Genomic DNA, 16048 nt, shown 5'->3' with positions numbered 1-16048 from the left:
CAGAATCTCAAGAGTGATTAATGGAAGAATTTCATCGTATTAGCCGCCTGCCGCCTTACGTTTTTAATATCGTCAACGAGCTGAAAGCCAAAGCCCGCGCGGAAGGCGAAGATGTGATCGATTTTGGCATGGGCAATCCGGACCAGCCCACGCCAAAACACATCCTCGATAAAATGCTGGAAGTGGCGCAGCGCGATGATACCCATCGTTATTCGGTTTCCAAAGGCATTCCGCGTTTGCGCAAAGCGATTTGCGGTTGGTACAAACGGCGCTTTGACGTTGATCTGGATTTCAATACCGAAGCGATTGTCACCATAGGTTCGAAGGAAGGTTTGTCGCATCTGGCTTTAGCCACCCTGGGCCCCGGCGATGTAGTGTTGGTGCCGAACCCTGCTTACCCGATTCATCCGTATGGCGTAGTGATTGCCGGCGCGGATATTCGCCATGTGCCGTTGACCCCAGGTGTCGATTTTTTTGAGGAATTGCAAAAAGGCATAGCCGAGTGCTGGCCTAAGCCGAAGATGTTGATTCTGAATTTTCCGGGCAATCCCACCTGCCAATGCGTGGAGCTGGATTTCTTCGAAAAAGTGGTGGCGATTTGTAAGGAACACAATATCTGGATCGTGCATGACATCGCTTACGCCGACATCGTATTCGATGGCTATGTAGCGCCGTCGATTCTGCAAGTTGAAGGTGCCAAAGACATCGCTGTTGAATTTTTCTCCTTGTCTAAAAGTTACAATATGCCCGGCTGGCGCGTTGGCTTTATGTGCGGTAATCCCACTTTAGTGGCGGCCTTGACCCGGATTAAATCGTACATGGACTACGGCACGTTCACACCGATCCAGGTTGCGGCGATTACTGCATTGGAAGGCCCGCAAGATTGTGTGAAAGAAATCTGCGAGATGTACAAAGCGCGCCGCGACGTGTTGTGCGACGGCTTGAATGCGATGGGTTGGCACGTCGAGAAACCCAAGGCTACCATGTTTGTCTGGGCCAAAATTCCCGAAGCCTATCGGGAAATGGGCTCCATCGAGTTTGCCAAGAAATTGATCATTGATGCTAAAGTCGCGGTATCGCCCGGCATTGGTTTTGGGCAGCACGGCGACGACCATATTCGCTTTAGTTTGATCGAAAACGAGCACAGAACCCGGCAGGCCTTGCGCAGCATCCGCAATATGCTGAAAAAAGACAACGTAGTATAATCGCCGCCATTTTTGGGTATAACGCTAGGAGTCAGGTTTGAAGCCGGTAACAGTTGGGGTTTTGGGATTGGGTACCGTCGGTGGCGGTACCGTCAACGTACTGAAAAGGAATGCCGGGGAAATCGCTCGCCGGGCCGGCCGTGAAATCTTGGTCACCCGCGCATCTGCGCGCGACCTGAACCGGACGCGGATTTGCGCTACCGATGGCATTATCTTAACGGCCGATCCGTTCGAAATCGTTAACGACCCGGACATTGATGTGGTTGTCGAATTGATCGGCGGCTACGATCTGGCGAAACAATTGGTGTTAACCGCGATTGCCAATGGCAAACACGTGGTTACCGCCAATAAAGCCCTGATTGCCTTGCACGGCAATGATATCTTCGCCGAAGCCAGCAAAAAAGGCGTGATGGTGTTGTTCGAAGCGGCGGTGGCCGGCGGCATCCCCATCATCAAAGCCATCCGCGAAGGCTTGGCCGGCAACCGCATCAAATGGTTGGCCGGTATCATCAACGGCACCGGCAATTTCATCCTCACCGAAATGCGCGACAAGGGCCGCGATTTTGCTGATGTATTGGCCGAGGCGCAAGCTTTGGGTTATGCCGAAGCCGATCCGACTTTCGATGTGGAGGGTATAGACGCCGGGCATAAATTGACCATTCTGGCGTCAATTGCCTTTGGTATTCCGTTGCAGTTTGAAAAAGTCTTTACCGAAGGCATTACCAAAATCACCCGTCTGGATGTCGAATACGCCGAAGCCCTGGGCTATCGGATAAAAAACTTGGGTATTGCCCGTAAAACCGAGGATGGCATCGAGTTGCGCGTGCATCCCACCTTAATTCCCAAGCGACGCTTGATCGCCAACGTTGACGGGGTGATGAATGCGGTGTTGGTCTGCGGCGATGCGGTCGGTCCCACCTTGTATTACGGCGCCGGCGCCGGCGCGGAACCGACTGCTTCCGCTGTGGTGGCCGACTTGGTGGATGTGGTCAGAGCGATGACCAGCGATCCGGAAAACCGGGTGCCGCATCTGGCGTTCCAGGCCGATGCCATCGCCGACATTCCGGTATTGCCTGCTGAGCAAATCAAGACCGCCTATTACTTGCGCCTGACCGCCGAAGACAAGCCCGGCGTGTTAGCCGATGTGACCCGGATTTTGGCGGCGCACAACATCAGCATTGAAGCTTTGATTCAAAAAGAACCGCCGCAAGGCGAGACTTCCGTGCCGATCATCATGCTGACGCAACTGACGCTGGAAAAAGAAATGAACGCCGCGATTGCGGCCATCGAAGCGCTGGCGACAGTCAGCGGTAAAGTGGCGCGGATTCGCTTGGAAACTCTAGGATAATAATGACAACGCAAACACGCTATACAGGCATCATCGAACGCTACCGCGACCGCTTGCCGGTCTCCGCCGACACCAGGTTGATCAGTCTTTGCGAGGGCAACACCCCGCTGATTCAACTGCAAAACATCCCGCGCTTGATAGGTAAGGATGTTGATATCTATGTGAAATTCGAAGGCTTGAATCCGACCGGTTCGTTTAAAGATCGCGGTATGACCATGGCAGTTACCAAGGCCGTGGAAGAGGGCAGTCAAGCCATTATCTGCGCGTCCACCGGCAATACCTCCGCCGCCGCTGCGGCGTATGCGGTACGTGCCGGCATCCGTGCCTTCGTTCTAATTCCTGAAGGCAAAATTGCACTGGGCAAGTTGGCACAGACCATGATGTACGGCGCGAAAATCATCCAGATCAAAGGCAACTTCGATGCCGGTATGTCTATCGTCAAGGAAATTGCCGATCATGCGCCGGTAACCATAGTTAACTCGATCAATCCTTATCGGATCGACGGCCAAAAAACCGCGGCGTTCGAAATTGTCGATGCCTTGGGCGATGCCCCGGATTTCCATTGTTTGCCCGTCGGCAATGCCGGTAATATCACCGCGTACTGGAAGGGCTATAAAGAATATTCAACCGATACGGCCACGCATAAAGCCGTGACCAAAAAACGTCCGGTAATGTGCGGCTATCAAGCGGCCGGTGCCGCGCCATTTTTAGCCGGCCATCCGGTGGAAAATCCGGAAACGGTCGCTACGGCAATCCGCATCGGTAATCCACAATCCTGGGACGGTGCTTGGACCGCGCAGAAACAATCCGGCGGTTGGTTCGCATCGTTTACCGACCCGCAAATTCTGGCCGCACAAAAAATGCTGTCGGCTTATGAAGGTATTTTCTGCGAGCCTGCCTCCGCGACCTCGTTGGCGGGTGCCTTGCACGACATCGCTAACGGCAACATCCCGGAAGGCAGTACCATCGTCTGTACCTTGACTGGTAACGGCATTAAAGACCCCGACACCGCCATCGCGCAATGCAAGGACGATCAACCCATCACGATAGACGCGACGCTGGATGCGGTAAAAAAAGCCATTCTGGATTCGATGTGAGTCTAGCGATGAGCATCGACAAGCCGGCAATTGCCGGCTTTTTTATTGCCTGATATGTATTTGCAAAGCGTTAAAAAAGTCATCCTGCCCAGGCCGGTGCAGAATAAGAATCCGCACTTTGGTGAGATGGACCCGGTGCTGCAACGGATTTTTAGCAGCCGTGGCGTGCAGAGTGCCGATGAACTGGATCGGAGCTTGGCGAGCTTGCCATCGCCTTGGCTGCTGACCGGCATGAAGGAGATGGTCGAGCATTTGGTGTCGGCGATCAAACAGCAGCAAAAAATTACCGTGGTCGCCGATTTTGATGCCGACGGCGCCACCAGCTGCGCCCTAGCTTTAAAAGGCTTCGCGCTGCTCGGGGCGAAAGCCTTGGATTTTGTGGTGCCCAACCGTTTCGAATACGGTTACGGCTTGACGTCGGAAATCGTTGAACTGGTGAAGCGGCAGAGTCCAGAGATTATTGTCACCGTCGATAATGGCATATCCAGTATTGACGGTGTCAAAGCGGCCAAGGCTGCAGGTATCAAGGTGTTGATTACCGATCACCATTTACCGGGGCTGGAAATGCCGGACGCCGATGCCATCGTCAATCCCAATTTGCCCGACGATAAATTTCCAAGCCGAAACATCGCCGGCGTGGGGGTGATGTTTTATATTTTGATGGCCTTGCGGATTCGTTTACGTGAACTGCATTGGTTTGAAAAAGCCGGCATCCCGGAGCCGAATCTGGCGCGTTTGCTCGACTACGTGGCCTTGGGTACGGTGGCAGACGTGGTGGCTTTGGATCAAGTTAACCGGATCTTGGTGCATCAAGGCTTATTGCGCATCCGTTCCGGGCAATGTCAGGCCGGCATCAAAGCCTTGGCCGAAGTGGCCGGCAAGCAATTGGCCGGGATTCATGCCAGCGATTTGGGCTTTTCCATCGCACCGCGTTTGAACGCGGCCGGCCGGATGGACGATATGTCCTTAGGCATTCAGTGTTTGCTGACCGACGATGCCGGCTTGGCGCATGATATTGCCGAGCAATTGCATGCCTTGAACCAGGATCGAAAAGAAGTCGAAGGGCAGATGAAGACCGAGGCGATGGTCTTGCTGTCGGAAATGAAGGCTCTGGATGAAAAACACGTGCCGGCTGGTGTGTGTTTATATGACGGCAATTGGCATCAGGGGGTGATCGGCATCCTGGCGTCGCGGATCAAGGACCGCTTGCACAGGCCGGTTATCGCCTTTGCGCCGGCAGATAATGGCGATATCAAAGGTTCGGCGCGTTCCATCACCGGTGTGCATGTTCGCGATGTGCTCAGCGAGATTGCTGCCAAACATCCACAGATATTAAGCAAATTCGGCGGTCACGCGATGGCAGCGGGTCTGACGATTAAGCTACACGACTATCCGCATTTTGCCCTGGCTTTTGCCGAGACAGTGGCAGCGAAACTGGAACTGGTGGATCTGGAACAGAAGGTCTATTCCGATGGTGAACTGGATGAGCAGCATATGACTTTGGTCTTCGCGGAAACGCTGCAGCAGGCGGCGGTGTGGGGGCAAACCTTCCCGGAGCCGGTATTCAATGGCGTATTCGATGTGATCCAGTGCCGCATCGTCGGGCAGCAGCATTTAAAGTTTGTGTTGCGCTTGCCGTTTAGCGGCCAGTTGCTGGATGCAATCGCGTTTTTTGCCGATCACCCGGAAAAATGGCTGGGTTGCCGAAAAATCAACGCGGCCTATAAGTTGGATATTAACGAATTTCGCGGCCAACGCAGCCTGCAACTGTTGTTGCATTATCTGGAGAAATGGGAATAAGCGCCTATGTCTGAGAGACTGTTACGCTGGATAGACGCACATACGTTGGCTTTGCTGCTGGCGCTCATGTTGTTGCGCGGCGGATTTCTGCTGATCAATGGCTTTGATTTGATCGGTGACGAAAGCTATTACTGGGATTGGTCGCGGCGACCGGACTGGTGCTATTACAGCAAGCCGCCGATGATCGCCTGGCTGATCGGTGCGTTTACCTGGTTATTGGGCGATCATACGTTTACCGTGCGTTTGCCGGCGCTGTTGTTGGGTACAGTATTTCTGGGGTATTTTCACGCCACGGCCAAGGCATTTTACGGTGCGCGCGGCGGGGCTTTGGCGCTGTTGCTGGTGTTGGCGACGCCGATCAATGTGTTGGCCAACTTCCTGATGACCATCGACGCGCCGCTGTATTGTTTCTGGATAATCACCGTTTACTATTTAAGACGGGCACTGTTCGACAATCAGGCGCACGCCTGGCTATGGGCCGGTTTGGCCAGCGCCGCCGCCTTGCTCAGCAAGCAATCAGCATTGATCTTGCCGTTAATGTTACTGATCTTTTTAGCCTTGGATAAGCAACGCCGGGGGCTGTTGAAAAAAGAGTTTCTGATTTATTTAAGCCCTATCGTGATCGCGGCAGTGCCGATTTTATGGTGGAACCAGCAACACGATTGGGTGATGTTCGGGCATAGTAGAGGTCATTTCGGTAACCATGAACCGGTCAGCGTACTTAAGCATTTACAATGGGCCCGAGATTTTCTGCTTTACCAGCTGTTACTGGTCTCGCCGGTGTTGTTTGTGCTGGTGCTGATTAGCAGCGCGCAAGCGGCGTTCAATTTTAAACGCCTGGCTGCGGAACAACGCTTTTTGCTATTGATGGGGCCAGCCTTGTTGCTTGGTGTGTTGCTGCTCAGTGTGCTGCAAAAAGCCCAAGGCAATTGGCCGATGCCGTTTTATTTTACCGGCTTGATTTTGTTGGCCGGCAACTGGCTGGCCGGCGCCTGGAAGAAAGCCTTGAAATACGGTGTTGCATTGGGTTTGGCAATGGTGCTGTTGACCTATTTGCTGCCCATCGTGTTGCAAGTATTTAAATTGCAAAACACGGCCTTCGATCCCACCAAGCGTTTCAACAGTTGGCAGGAGTTGGCGATTAACATGCATTTCGAGCGCTTGATCAGTTTGCCCAATCTGGATAACACCTTTGTGGTAGCCTTGGGCCATCGTTATCTGGCGAGCGAGTTGGCGTTTTACTTGCCCGATCATCCCCAGGTTTATCGTTACGAACCCAGTGGTGTGGTGACGTCGCAGTACGAAGTTTGGCCTGGTCCGCAGGCGTTTGTCGGCAAAAATGGCTTTGTGCTGGGTGAAACCTCGGAGGAAAACCTACCCGCAGAATTGAAAGCGGCGTTTCAAAATTTTCGCTTCTTGGCGCAAATCCCCAGTCCTGCCAAGCCGAGTTCCCCGTATTACCTGTATTTAGGTGAAAACCTGAAGTTTTGGCCGGAAACCGTCCGGCTAACATTGGATAAGGAAAGCTATGCCCCATCGGAAAATTAGACGCGCGCGCAACGAACTCATGCTCGTGTTGCTATTGGCGGCACTGACCACGCTATTGTTTGGGCTGACAGACCTGGATTTGCGCCTGGCGGCCTTGTTTTATCATCCGGAAAATCCCGGCGATGTCTGGCCGACCCAGCATTGGTGGCCCTGGAAACTGCTGTATGACTATGCTTTTCCGTTCACCTTGTGGGCCGGTCTGATAGCTTTAGCGGTTTATGTCCTCAGTCATTTCAATACTCATACGCAACGCTTTCGCCGTAAGGCCTTGTATATTTTATTGGTCATTGCTTTGGGGCCGGGCTTGGTGGTTAATCTGATTGTCAAAGATCACTGGGGAAGACCCCGGCCGGTGCATGTCAGCCAGTTCGGCGGCGAGTACCAATATGTGCCGCCTGCCAAATTTGGCCACACCCCGGATAAGTCTTTCGTCTGCGGTCACTGTTCGGTGGGCTATACATTTTTTGTATTGTATTTTCTGTCGCAAAACCACAAAGCGATTTATTTTCTTCTGACCATAGTCTTGGCTTGGACCCTGGGCTTTACCCGGATGACTTCGGGCGGGCATTTCGCGTCGGATATTTTGTGGTCCGGATACCTGGTATTTTTGGTGGCTTATGCCTTGTACTACGGTTGGTATATACGAACAAAACCGGAAGTGAAGACCGCGCAATGACGGTGGCAATCAAGATTTGGGTGGATGCGGATGCCTGTCCTAATTTGATTAAAACGGTTTTGTTCCGCGTCGCCCAAAAAAGGCAGTTGGAATTGCTGCTGATTGCCAATCAAAGCATCGCCGTGCCGCCATCTCGTTATATCCAATCCATTCGCGTCAGCGGCGGTTTCGATGTCGCTGATGATTATATCGTCGAGCATCTGCGGGCCGGCGATCTGGCGATTACCGGCGATATTCCGTTGGCTGCAAAAATCCTAGCCAAGCAGGGGTTTGTGATTCATCCGCGCGGCGAAGCTTATACGGTGGAGAATATCGGTGAAAAACTGGCCATGCGCGATTTCATGGAAGGCTTGCGCGACAACGGTTTGGCATCCGGTGGTGCGGCGGCCATGACGGCCAAAGATGTCCAAAATTTCGCCAACGCGCTGGATAGATTTCTGGCCGCCCGGCAAATATAACAGGCTGAGTTTTCAGGGTTAGCTTGATATAATGCCCCGGTTTTATATACCTAAACACGAGAGATTTGCATGATTCAAGGTAGTATCGTTGCGCTGGTAACCCCGATGACGGAAGACGGTGCGGTGGATGAAACCAGTCTCAAACGGCTGGTCGAATTTCATATAGAGCAAGGGACTGACGCATTGGTAGCGGTTGGTACCACTGGCGAATCGGCAACTCTCGACGAAGACGAGCATTGCGCAGTCATTAAATTAATCGTCGATTGCGTGGCCGGACGGATACCGGTTATCGCCGGCACCGGTGCCAATTGCACCCGCGAAGCGATACACCTGACTCAAAAAGCCAAGCAAGCCGGCGCGGACGCTTGTTTGCTGGTCACGCCTTATTACAACAAACCGACCCAGGAAGGCTTGTACCTGCATTACAAAGCCATCGCCGAAGCGGTCGATATTCCGCAAATTCTGTACAACGTGCCGGGGCGTACCGCTTGCGACTTGTTGCCGGAAACCGTGGGTAGACTGGCGAAAATCGATAACATCGTGGGTGTGAAAGAAGCCACCGGTAAGCTGGAAAGAGTTAAAGAAATCCGGGATTTAACCGGTGACGATTTTGCGCTGTACACCGGCGACGACGCCACCAGCTGCGAATTTTGTTTATTGGGCGGCAACGGCAGCATCACCGTGACCGGCAACGTGGCACCGAAACTGGTCCACGAAATGTTGGCGGCGGCAATGGTGGGTGATCGCGCGACTGCCGAGGCGATAGACGCCAAGTTGACCGGTTTGCACAGCAGTCTCTTCATACAATCCAATCCCATTCCGGTCAAATGGGCGGTGGCGGAAATGGGTTTGATGGGCCAAGGCATCCGTTTGCCTTTGACTTGGCTGACTGAAGACTGTTTTGCTACCGTGCGCGCGGCGATGCATCAAGCCGGCGTTTTATAACCATGAAAACTCGCCTATACGGTCGTCTGACGCTGGTTTCGGCGTTGCTGTTGAATGCCTCGTGCAGCACCATCAAGAGCTGGTTTCCGGATAAGGAAAGAGATTATCAATTTACTACCGAAATCCCCGAATTAGTTGTCCCGGACGATCTAAAAACCAAGACCTTGGCGACCCGTCCGGTAAGCAATGCGCCGGAACCTGCACCAGAGCCGGTGCGGCAGGAGCCTGTCCGATCCGCGGCAGCCGCAGAGCCGGCGCCTAGTAAGCCGGAAAAAACCGAAGCTAAAGAGACTGTCGCGGCAGCCGGTTCCGGGAAAAGTGTGCAAGCGGCCGGCAGCAGTGGCGTCAGCAGTTTACAAATCGATCAATCTGCCACTCAAGCGTGGTGGATAGTCGGCAAAGCCTTGAGCCGCCAAAAATTGGAAGTGGTCGAGCGGAATATGGACAAAGGCTATTTCTTCGTCAAATACGATCCTGACGCGATTAAGCCGGAAGACGGTTCCATTCTGGACGAAATCACTTTTTTATTCGGCGACGATCCCAGCCAGGAACAGGAATATCGGGTAAGCCTGCATCAACTTGATGAACTGCTTACCGAAGTGACGGTGCAAGATAGTGATGGTAAGACCCTGTCAAATGTCGCTGCGACCTCTTTGCTCAGATTGATCACCGAAGGCATTAATCAGGATATACCCAGCAGCACCCCTAACAAGTCGGATGGCGCGGCCGATAGTGCAGCGGCCCCATAAAATCGCCGCATTGCTTGCGGTTTGGGGCTTACCGCGCTGTACGTCCAGAATGTCCCGTATTTATCTCTTTCAGCTATAAAAATCGACTCAAACACAGCCCATGTTGACCCTATCCGGAACCTCCGCTCTTTCCCGTTTTCGTATTGAAAAACTGCTGACCGAACTACAGACAGTCGCCGGCAGCATTACTGCCGTTACTGCCCGGTTTCAGCATTTCGTGCAAATCGATGGTCAGCTATCCGCAGAGCAATCGGCGATGCTGGAACGCTTGCTCGATTACGGCCAAAGCGATGAAAACAGCGAAAATGCGGCGGTGGAAGGGAACGGCGAATCGCCTGAATCCCCGTTTTTCTCCTTGTGGGTGGTGCCGCGTTTGGGCACTATTTCGCCTTGGTCCAGTAAGGCTTCGGAAATAGCCGAGCGTTGCGGCCTGTCGGTCGTAAAACGCATTGAGCGCGGTATCGAATATCGCTTTACCACTACCGATACTTTGAGCGATGCCGTTAAACACCAACTGGCGGCTTTACTGCACGATAGAATGATCCAACAAGTGGTTTACGATCAGGCTGAACTTGATTTGTTTGCCGAGCACGATCCTCAACCTTTACAAACCGTGGCTATCATCGAGCAGGGCAGGGATGCTTTGGTTAAGGCCAACGCTGAATTAGGCATGGCCTTGTCTACCGATGAGATCGATTATTTGACCGATAGTTTTATCGGCTTAGGCCGCAACCCGACCGATGTGGAACTGATGATGTTCGCTCAGGCCAACTCTGAGCATTGCCGGCATAAAATTTTCAACGCCAGTTGGACGATAGACGGCGAAGAGCAAGCCAAGTCTTTGTTCGCGATGATCCGCAATACTCACACTCTAAACCCGCAAGGTGTGCTGTCCGCCTACAGCGACAACTCGTCGGTGTTGGAAGGCCCTACAGCCAAGGTGTTCATCCGCGATGCAGCTAATAACTACGCCTACGGTTATGTAGAAGAACAGGCGCACATGTTGATGAAGGTGGAAACCCACAACCATCCGACTGCGATTTCCCCGCATCCCGGCGCAGCAACCGGTTCCGGCGGCGAAATTCGCGACGAAGGCGCCACCGGTCGCGGTTCGGCGACCAAGGCCGGCTTGACGGGCTTCAGCGTTTCGCATCTGAAAATCCCCGGCTTTTCTCAACCCTGGGAAGCGGATTACGGCAAGCCGGAGCGCATCGTCTCGGCGTTGGACATCATGCTGGAAGGGCCAATCGGCGGCGCGGCGTTCAATAACGAATTCGGCCGGCCCAATATCGCCGGTTATTTCCGCAGTTTCGAACAACCGGCTGAAACTGGCGAAGCGAACCAATATCGCGGCTACCATAAACCCATCATGATTGCCGGCGGCATGGGCAACATCCGGCCGATGCTGGTCGACAAGCATCCGATTCCGGCCGGCTCGTTGATCGTCATCCTCGGCGGCCCGGCGATGCTGATCGGTCTAGGCGGTGGCGCGGCATCATCGCAAACTTCCGGCGAAAGCGCTGCGGAGCTGGATTTTGCTTCGGTGCAGCGGGAAAACCCGGAAATGGAGCGCCGTTGCCAGGAAGTGATTAATCACTGTAATTCGCTGGGCGAAAACACACCCATCATCTCTATTCACGACATCGGTGCCGGCGGTTTGTCCAACGCGGTGCCGGAAATCATTCACGACTGCGATCGTGGCGGCCGTTTCGAATTGCGCAAGGTGCAGAACGCCGACAAAGGCATGTCGCCGATGCAAATCTGGTGCAATGAGGCGCAGGAACGCTATGTGTTGGCGATCAAACCTGAGTCGCTGGCATTATTCGAATCCTTCTGCAAACGCGAGCATTGTTTGTACGCGGTGATCGGTCATGCCACCGACGAGGAACATCTGACGCTGAGCGACGAATGGCTGGGTGGTAAACCCGTTGACCTGCCGATGTCGGTATTGTTCGGCAAGCCACCGAAAATGCATAGAAACGTCCAGCGTTTGACCAAGAATTTGCCAGAATTGCAACTGGACAATGTCGAGTTGGCCGAAGCCGTGAAACGGGTCTTAGCGTTTCCGGCCGTGGCGGACAAGAGCTTCTTGATTCACATCGGCGACCGCTCAGTGACGGGTTTGGTCGCTCGCGACCAGATGGTCGGCCCCTGGCAAGTGCCGGTGGCTGATGTTGCGGTCACGGCTTCCGGCTTTTATGCCCACACCGGCGAAGCAATGGCAATGGGTGAGCGCACGCCCTTGGCTTTGATCGACGGTCCTGCTTCCGGACGCATGGCGATAGGCGAGGCGTTGACCAACTTGGCAGCGGCTCGTATCGGCAAGCTTAATGATGTCAAACTGTCCGCGAACTGGATGGCCGCCTGCGGCAGCCCCGGTGAAGACGCCGCGCTGTTCGATACCGTCAAGGCGGTGGGTATGGAATTGTGCCCGGAATTGGGCATTGCGATTCCGGTAGGCAAGGATTCGCTGTCGATGAAAAGCGTCTGGCATGAGAAGACCATGACCTCGCCACTGTCGCTGATCATCACTGCCTTCGCGCCGGTACGGGACGTGCGTTGTACACTGACTCCAGAGTTGAAAAATGCCGATAGCGTGTTGCTGTTGATTGATCTTGGCCGGGGCAAGAACCGTCTCGGCGGTTCGGTGCTGGCCCAAGTTTACAATCAGCTCGGCAACCAGGCACCGGATCTGGACGATGCGAGTTTGTTCAAGCGTTTCTTCGATACCATTCAAGCCTTGAACGACCAAGGGCTGATTCTGGCTTACCATGATCGGGCCGACGGTGGTTTGCTGGCTACGGTAACCGAAATGCTGTTTGCCAGCCGTAAAGGCGTTGAACTAGATATTTCCGAACTGGGCGACGACACGCTGGCGACCTTGTTCAACGAGGAATTGGGCGCGGTACTGCAAGTAAAAACGACTGAATTGGATCATGTCGCGCGACTGTTGGATCAGGCCGGGCTGGACGAATTTACCCATATCGTCGGTAAATTAAGTTCAGATCAAAGGTTACGAATCGTCCGTAACGGCAAGGAAATTTACAGTGCGAAACGCGCTGAACTGCAACAAGCCTGGTCGGAAGTCAGCTTCAGAATGCAGGCCTTGCGCGACAATCCCGATTGTGCGCGGCAACAATTCGAGCGGATCGCCGATGACAACGATCCAGGTTTGTCCGCTCAGTTGACTTACGACATCAACGACAACATCGTTGCAAAATTCGCGGATGCGGTTCGACCGAAAGTGGCTATTCTGCGCGAACAAGGCGTCAACGGCCACGTCGAGATGGCGGCAGCCTTCGATAGAGCCGGTTTCGCGGCTATCGATGTACACATGACCGACATCATCAGCGGCCGGGTATCGCTGGCCGATTTTACCGGTCTGGTGGCTTGCGGCGGTTTTTCTTACGGTGACGTGCTTGGTGCGGGCGGCGGTTGGGCCAAATCCATCTTGTTCAACCCGAAAGCACGCGACGAATTTGCCGCGTTTTTTGCCCGCCCCGATACGTTTGGTTTGGGGGTTTGTAACGGGTGTCAGATGATGTCCGGCCTGAAGGATATTATTCCAGGTGCGGAACACTGGCCGCAGTTCAAACGCAATCTGTCGGAACAATTCGAGGCGCGGGTAGCGATGGTCAAGGTGCAGGCTTCGCCGTCGATTTTCTTCCAAGGCATGGCGGGTTCTATATTGCCGGTCGTGGTGGCGCATGGGGAAGGGCGCGCCGAGTTCGATTCCGAAAACCCTGCCGAAGCCGAGGTTGCGATCAGTTATGTCGATAACTACGGCAATGAAACCGAAGCCTTTCCGGCCAACCCGAACGGATCACCGCTGGGCATTACCGGTTTAACCACCGTCGACGGCCGTTTTACCATCATGATGCCGCATCCGGAACGTTGTTTCAGGGCGATACAGAACTCCTGGCATCCTGCCGATTGGTTGGAAGATGGGGCGTGGTTGCGAATGTTCAGAAATGCTCGGGTTTGGGTAGGCTGAGTCAGCGCCGAGGCTTTCGTTTGGTTAAATAGGATCGAGCTTGAGTAACCCATATCCCGAGCCTCTCCATGATTCAGGGGCTCCAATTTGCAGTTCTCATCGCCAGGAAATAAATAAGAATTTTTCCTATAGCTGTGTGGGAAGCTAGACGGGATAATAGAGGGTTTTCAACGCACTCCACGTTATGAGCCTTCGCTACCAGATTATCTGTCGCATCCTGCTGTCTTCGGTTTGTATTTTGGTATTGGGCGGGGCGATTGCGGTCTGGCAAGCCCGCCAAGCGGTCGAGAAGGAGGTGGATGCCTCGATTCATCTGGCCTTGCAGCTGACCTTGGGCATCACCGATACCCCGGTATTTCAACAAAGCGACGATTTATCCCGCTTCAGCGCCTTGCGGCAAACGCGGCATTTGAGCATTCAATTGCAAAAGCCGGACGGACAGTTAATCCATTTCGCCGGCGAAAATCAACCGACCAATCCCGAAGAAATGCCGCCTAGTTGGTTTATCCGCTTGGTGAAGGGCGACTATCCCAAAGTCGAGCATCAGCTGAACATGCAGGACGGCAAGTTATTGACGCTGATTATTCAGGCTCAGCCGCTCGATGAAATCACTGAAGTCTGGCAGGAAAGCGTGGCGTTTTTTGCGTCGATTTCCTTGTTGACTATGTTGACTTTTCTGGCGGTCAATCTGGTATTTAATAAGTCTTTGCAATCGATTGCGGTCATCGTGGACGCCTTGCGCCTGATCGAAACCGGCCAATATCGGCAACAATTGCCGCCATTTTCCACGCAGGAATTCGATGATATTGCCAAGGCAATCAATCATATGACGGTTGAATTGGAAAAAACCCGCCAGGAAAATCGCGCATTGACACAGCATTCGCTAGCCATTCAGGAAGAAGAGCGCCAACGCCTGTCTCAGGAATTGCATGACGAATTTGGCCAATCCCTGACGGCTATCAAAGTGATGGCGGTTACGGCAGCGCATCGTAAAGCCGACGCGGCTAAAATAACCGCAACAATCGCGGAAATTTGCGATCACTTAATGACTGTGGTGCGTTCGATGATGCAGCAATTGCATCCTCTGGTCTTGACCGAATTAGGATTGAAGGCCACTTTGGAAGAGATGGTTAATCATTGGTCGGAACGCAATGCCGACCTGCGTCTGACGATTCGTTGTAGCGACGCAGTGGATGGTTTGGATAAAAATCTGACTATTCAAGTGTTTCGGGTGATTCAGGAGTGTTTGACTAACGTGGTGCGCCATGCACAAGCCCATAGCGTGACAATTGACTTGGATAAGCTGGATCTCCCCCAGGCATGTTTGCAACTTAAAGTGCAGGATGACGGACGCGGCTGCGATTTGCAGACTACCAGTCAAGGCTTTGGTTTGCTGGGTATAAAAGAACGTATCAAGTCGCTGGACGGCGAATTGCAGGTGTTGTCTCGCCCTGGTTCAGGTATGTTGGTTAATGCGCGAATCCCACTCGTATGAATAACAAGATAAAAATCGTGTTGGTGGATGACCACCTGGTGGTGCGGGCTGGTTTTAAAATGCTGTTGGCTGCCGGGGATAGTGTCGAAGTTATCGGCGAAGCCGAGCGTGGTGAACAGGCTATTCAGCTTTATCAAGAATTACAGCCCGATATGTTGGTGATGGATTTGTCCATGCCGGGGATTGGCGGTTTGGAAACTATTCGGCGGATCATTCAGCGCGATAGTGAGGCAAGAATTTTAGTTTTTAGTGTGCATCATGAACAAGTTTATGTCAGCCGGGCATTGGCAGCCGGCGCGCAGGGCTATATCACCAAAAATAGCGCTCCCGGTATTCTTGCCGAAGCGATAGCGGCAATTATGGCTGGTCAACAGTATGTCGAGCGCGGTTTGGTCAAGGGGGGCGGTGAAGAACGCCAGCACACCGGTTATCACGCGATAATCGCCGGTTTTTCTGCACGCGAGTTCGATGTATTTAGCTTGCTTGCCCAAGGGTTGACGGTGCATAAGATCGCCGATCAGCTGTGTCTAGGCCATAAAACTGTGGCGAACTACGCCACGCAAATCAAGAAAAAGCTCCAGGTGGACACTACCACAGAGCTTGCTCATATTGCGGTCAATTTGGGGATGACGGCGCGCTGATAGTTGGTTTTAGGGCGGGGGCTGAGAAGGAATAAATTAGCCGTCGTTCAGGCAAAATAATTTCGTCTGAACGATTATTGAAAATTATGTTT

12 protein-coding genes are annotated in these 16048 nt (G+C 53.3%); all 12 read left to right on the top strand.

Features of this window, described 5'->3' with window-relative positions; genetic code table 11:
- Positions 1 to 20 precede the first annotated feature (20 nt).
- The 12 genes from alaC (at position 21) to JL719_RS14460 (ending at position 15956) form a co-directional block, all read left to right on the top strand.
- Complete coding sequence (alaC, locus tag JL719_RS14515; protein ID WP_033158099.1) at positions 21 to 1205, top strand: alanine transaminase; 1185 nt, start codon at positions 21 to 23, stop codon at positions 1203 to 1205.
- 37 nt (positions 1206 to 1242) lie between these two features.
- Positions 1243 to 2553 (top strand): homoserine dehydrogenase, encoded by a 1311-nt coding sequence (locus JL719_RS14510; RefSeq protein WP_033158098.1) that lies wholly within the window; start codon positions 1243 to 1245, stop codon positions 2551 to 2553.
- Between the two features lie 2 nt (positions 2554 to 2555).
- On the top strand, positions 2556 to 3650 hold the full coding sequence (gene thrC / locus JL719_RS14505) for a threonine synthase (RefSeq protein WP_033158097.1): 1095 nt from the start codon (positions 2556 to 2558) through the stop codon (positions 3648 to 3650).
- A gap of 54 nt (positions 3651 to 3704) precedes the next feature.
- Complete coding sequence (gene recJ / locus JL719_RS14500) at positions 3705 to 5450, top strand: single-stranded-DNA-specific exonuclease RecJ (RefSeq protein ID WP_033158096.1); 1746 nt, start codon at positions 3705 to 3707, stop codon at positions 5448 to 5450.
- Between the two features lie 6 nt (positions 5451 to 5456).
- On the top strand, positions 5457 to 6998 hold the full coding sequence (locus tag JL719_RS14495) for an ArnT family glycosyltransferase (RefSeq protein ID WP_033158095.1): 1542 nt from the start codon (positions 5457 to 5459) through the stop codon (positions 6996 to 6998).
- On the top strand, positions 6979 to 7674 hold the full coding sequence (locus tag JL719_RS14490) for a phosphatase PAP2 family protein (protein WP_033158094.1): 696 nt from the start codon (positions 6979 to 6981) through the stop codon (positions 7672 to 7674). Before JL719_RS14495 ends, JL719_RS14490 begins: the two co-directional genes overlap by 20 nt.
- Positions 7671 to 8132 (top strand): YaiI/YqxD family protein, encoded by a 462-nt coding sequence (locus JL719_RS14485; protein WP_211555156.1) that lies wholly within the window; start codon positions 7671 to 7673, stop codon positions 8130 to 8132. Before JL719_RS14490 ends, JL719_RS14485 begins: the two co-directional genes overlap by 4 nt.
- 69 nt (positions 8133 to 8201) lie before the next feature.
- The gene (gene dapA / locus JL719_RS14480) at positions 8202 to 9077 is read left to right on the top strand and encodes a 4-hydroxy-tetrahydrodipicolinate synthase (RefSeq protein WP_033158093.1); all 876 of its coding nucleotides are present in this window, start codon (positions 8202 to 8204) and stop codon (positions 9075 to 9077) included.
- Between the two features lie 2 nt (positions 9078 to 9079).
- Positions 9080 to 9826: an NlpB/DapX family lipoprotein gene (gene bamC / locus JL719_RS14475; protein ID WP_033158092.1), complete on the top strand. Its 747-nt coding sequence runs from the start codon at positions 9080 to 9082 to the stop codon at positions 9824 to 9826.
- Positions 9827 to 9926: 100 nt separating this feature from the next.
- Positions 9927 to 13820, top strand: a complete 3894-nt coding sequence (purL, locus tag JL719_RS14470) for a phosphoribosylformylglycinamidine synthase (RefSeq protein WP_033158091.1) — start codon at positions 9927 to 9929, stop codon at positions 13818 to 13820.
- 184 nt (positions 13821 to 14004) lie between these two features.
- Entirely contained in the window at positions 14005 to 15315 is a 1311-nt protein-coding gene (locus JL719_RS14465; protein WP_033158090.1) for a sensor histidine kinase, read from the top strand.
- On the top strand, positions 15312 to 15956 hold the full coding sequence (locus JL719_RS14460; protein ID WP_033158089.1) for a response regulator transcription factor: 645 nt from the start codon (positions 15312 to 15314) through the stop codon (positions 15954 to 15956). Before JL719_RS14465 ends, JL719_RS14460 begins: the two co-directional genes overlap by 4 nt.
- Positions 15957 to 16048: the final 92 nt, after the last annotated feature.

Source organism: Methylomonas sp. LW13 (assembly GCF_016865255.1).
Classification (GTDB): domain Bacteria; phylum Pseudomonadota; class Gammaproteobacteria; order Methylococcales; family Methylomonadaceae; genus Methylomonas.
The sequence above is the reverse complement of the archived record's forward strand: the minus strand, read 5'-3'. Positions and strand labels throughout refer to the sequence as shown.

What these genes read in the sequence shown, in the direction of transcription:
- JL719_RS14490 (WP_033158094.1), top strand. Translation starts at nt 6,979, where the DNA reads ATGCCCCATCGGAAAATTAGACGCGCGCGCAACGAACTCATGCTCGTG.
- recJ (WP_033158096.1), top strand. Translation starts at nt 3,705, where the DNA reads ATGTATTTGCAAAGCGTTAAAAAAGTCATCCTGCCCAGGCCGGTGCAG.
- bamC (WP_033158092.1), top strand. Translation starts at nt 9,080, where the DNA reads ATGAAAACTCGCCTATACGGTCGTCTGACGCTGGTTTCGGCGTTGCTG.
- JL719_RS14465 (WP_033158090.1), top strand. Translation starts at nt 14,005, where the DNA reads ATGAGCCTTCGCTACCAGATTATCTGTCGCATCCTGCTGTCTTCGGTT.
- thrC (WP_033158097.1), top strand. Translation starts at nt 2,556, where the DNA reads ATGACAACGCAAACACGCTATACAGGCATCATCGAACGCTACCGCGAC.
- JL719_RS14495 (WP_033158095.1), top strand. Translation starts at nt 5,457, where the DNA reads ATGTCTGAGAGACTGTTACGCTGGATAGACGCACATACGTTGGCTTTG.
- JL719_RS14485 (WP_211555156.1), top strand. Translation starts at nt 7,671, where the DNA reads ATGACGGTGGCAATCAAGATTTGGGTGGATGCGGATGCCTGTCCTAAT.
- JL719_RS14460 (WP_033158089.1), top strand. Translation starts at nt 15,312, where the DNA reads ATGAATAACAAGATAAAAATCGTGTTGGTGGATGACCACCTGGTGGTG.
- purL (WP_033158091.1), top strand. Translation starts at nt 9,927, where the DNA reads ATGTTGACCCTATCCGGAACCTCCGCTCTTTCCCGTTTTCGTATTGAA.
- alaC (WP_033158099.1), top strand. Translation starts at nt 21, where the DNA reads ATGGAAGAATTTCATCGTATTAGCCGCCTGCCGCCTTACGTTTTTAAT.
- dapA (WP_033158093.1), top strand. Translation starts at nt 8,202, where the DNA reads ATGATTCAAGGTAGTATCGTTGCGCTGGTAACCCCGATGACGGAAGAC.